The sequence below is a fragment of the Holdemanella sp. genome, assembly GCF_056804935.1.
On the sequence record NZ_DBMEXE010000190.1, the window covers coordinates 1 to 3113 of the forward strand.

General features: G+C 34.6%; 2 protein-coding genes. Both read left to right on the top strand.

All coding sequences use genetic code 11. From position 1 onward, the window contains the following. Nucleotides 1–68 precede the first annotated feature (68 nt). On the top strand, nt 69–2222 hold the full coding sequence (locus ACZQCL_RS07970) for an NYN domain-containing protein (protein ID WP_482482659.1): 2154 nt from the start codon (nt 69–71) through the stop codon (nt 2220–2222). A gap of 40 nt (nt 2223–2262) precedes the next feature. Further along, a partial coding sequence (locus ACZQCL_RS07975) for an FAD-dependent oxidoreductase (protein ID WP_482482657.1) occupies nt 2263–3113 on the top strand: 851 nt, incomplete at its 3' end.

Genomic DNA, 3113 nt, shown 5'->3' on the forward strand with positions numbered 1-3113 from the left:
TAAATTCTGTACACATGTTTCATTACCTCACTTACAGGTAAATTGTACAAGTCTATTTGACATTAATGATGTCTATATCCTGTTTTATTAAATGTGTCTTTATTAATAAAATGGATATCAGCTATAAAACACAAGAAGAGCTTATGAATGATCTAAAAACACATTTTTCATCCAACTGTATCAATTTTAAATCAGAAGATGCTGAAGATGAACTGTCCATGTTGAATGAAGATATCATGAATCACTATCTAGAAACCGAAGAAATCGATTCATCACTTCTTCAACAAGCCATTTTTAAAAGAGAATGCTTCCCTGTATTCTTTGGTTCTGCCTTAAAAATCCAAGGCATCGAAGATTTAATGGATGCGATCATCGATTTATCTTTTATCCAAGATTACCCTGAAGATTTTGGGGCTCGTGTATACAAAATTTCAAGTGATGACCAAGGCAATCGTTTAACCCACGTAAAGATTACGGGTGGTGTTTTAAATGCCAAAGATAAAGTTGGTACAGATGAAAAGGTAGATCAAATTCGTTTGTATAACGGAAAACAATTTGAAATGGTACAAACCGCTTATCCAGGAATGATTTGTGCACTAAAAGGATTGAACAAGTATGAAGTAGGTCAAGGGCTAGGCTTTGAATCTGACACGACAAAACCACTCTTAAATGCCTATATGAATTACCAACTCCTACTTCCCGAAGGTGTAGATGCACTTACTATGATGCGCTACTGCAGTGTACTTGCTCAAGAAGATCCGCAGCTACAAATTGAATATGATGAGCAGACGAAACAAATTTTCTTAAGACTGATGGGATCAATTCAAATGGAAATTCTTCAAAAAGAAATTGAGAAAAGATCTAAAGTTAAAGTTGGTTTTACAACGGGTAAAGTCTTGTTTAAAGAAACCATTCAAAATACAGTCATTGGAGTCGGTCACTTTGAACCTTTAAGGCACTATGCCGAAGTACACTTAAAACTTGAACCATTACCTAGAGGTAAAGGACTTGTGTTTGAATCAAACTGTTCCAATGACGATTTAGCTTTAAACTGGCAAAATCTGATTTTAACGCATTTAAAAGAGAAACAACACAAAGGCGTATTAACTGGATCGCCAATTACCGATATAAAAATCACTTTAGTGGCCGGTAAAGCCCATTTAAAACATACAGAAGGTGGAGATTTTCGACAAGCAACCTATCGTGCTATAAGACAAGGCCTAAAAGAAGCAGAATCTGTATTATTAGAACCTTATTATAGTTTTGAATTAGTCGTTGAAAATCAATATGTTTCAAAAGCCTTGTTTGATTTAGAAAACAAGCATTGCTCATTTAAAATTGAAGAAGACATGAACAATCTTGTTCACATAAAAGGAACAGGACCCGTTCGTGAGTTGATGGACTATCAAAAAGATGTCATCGCATACACAAAAGGAAAAGGCCAATTTATTTGTGAATTAGAAGACTATCATGCGTGTTTTGATCAAGAAAAGATCATTGAAGAAACAAATTATGATAGTGAAGCCGATTTAAACAATCCAACCGGATCTGTATTCTGCGAACATGGAGCAGGTTATTTTGTGCCTTGGGATGAAGTCAAGGAGCATATGCACATCCAAATTAAAGAAGCCAACTCAACTTCCTATACTTCTTATGTAAAACATACTGTTCGTGAAGAAGAATTAAAGAAAGTATTTAATTCACTTGGTGGAAACAACAAGAAAGCTGAAAAGCCAATCAAGAAAAAAGCGAAGGTTGATATGAATTTAAATCAGATTCATGTCGAAAATAAAAAGCCAGAATGTTTAATGATTGACGGCTACAATATGATTTATGACTGGCAAGATTTAAAAGATATTGCCAAAGTAAACATTGAATCTGCACGTGATGAATTGATCAATCGAATCTCGAATTATCAAGGATATAAGCGTATCAAAGTCATCTTAGTATTTGATGGATATCGCGTAAAAAACAATACAGGTTCACATTTTAATCAAGGAAATCTAGACATTATTTATACTAGATACAATCAAACAGCAGACAGCTATATTGAAAAGGCTGTACACGACTTAAAAAAGAAATATGAATTATCAGTTGCGACAAGTGATGGCTTGATTCAAAATGCGATTTTAGCCAATGGCGCAAAAAGAATTTCAGCTCGTGAACTTGAGATTGCCGTAAAAAACGTAAACAAACGAGCTCTTTCGTACCTAAAGAAATAGTTTATGATATAATAGCGAAAAAGATGGAGGAATTTGATTTATGACAAGAAAGATTGCCATTATTGGAGCCGGTCCTGCTGGCTATACATTAGCTCAAGAATTAGTTAAAACAGAAAATGAGTACCAGATTGATATTTTTGATAAGGAAGCTGAAATTGGTGGAGCCATTTACACAGGTATTCCTGAATATCGTATGCCCAAAACATTCTTAGAAAAAGCCTATAACGGATTGATTGAAGCCGGTGTTAAATTTCATTTTAATACTTTTGTGGATCAAACTATGTTTAAGGAATTACAAGCAAACTATGATTATGTAGTTGTAGCGATTGGTGCCCAAATTGAAAATACTTTTGGTTTTGAAACAGGTAATGGCGTTGTTGCCGGCTTAACATTACTTTACGATTTAAATATCAATCACAAACAAGAAGACTTCAAAAAATATAAAAAGGCCATTGTTTGGGGTGGTGGAAATGTTGCGATGGATTGTGCAAGATCATTAGTTCGTATCATTGATGATGTCACAATCGTATATCGTAGATCTTTACAGGAAATGCCTGCAAGTCCTGCAGAAATCAAAGCCTGTGAAAAAGAAGGTGTTAAGATTGCCTTCTTAAACAACATCAAAGACATTTTAAAGGATGAAAACGGAAATGTTTGTGGTGTTCAAGTTGCGAAAATGGAACTTGGAGAAATGGATGAATCTGGAAGAGCAAGCTGCCACGAAGTAAAAGATTCATTATTCACAATGGAATGTGATTTAGTTGCGATGGCTATTGGTCAAAAAGTAGACTTCACTCCATTAAATGACGATTTAAAAACAACGGATACACACGCCTCTACATTAAAGAATGTATACATTATTGGAGATGCCTTTACTGGGCCAAAAACAAT

Excerpts from the sequence above, each read along its gene's own strand:
- ACZQCL_RS07970 (WP_482482659.1), top strand. The coding sequence starts at position 69 with ATGTCTATATCCTGTTTTATTAAATGTGTCTTTATTAATAAAATGGAT.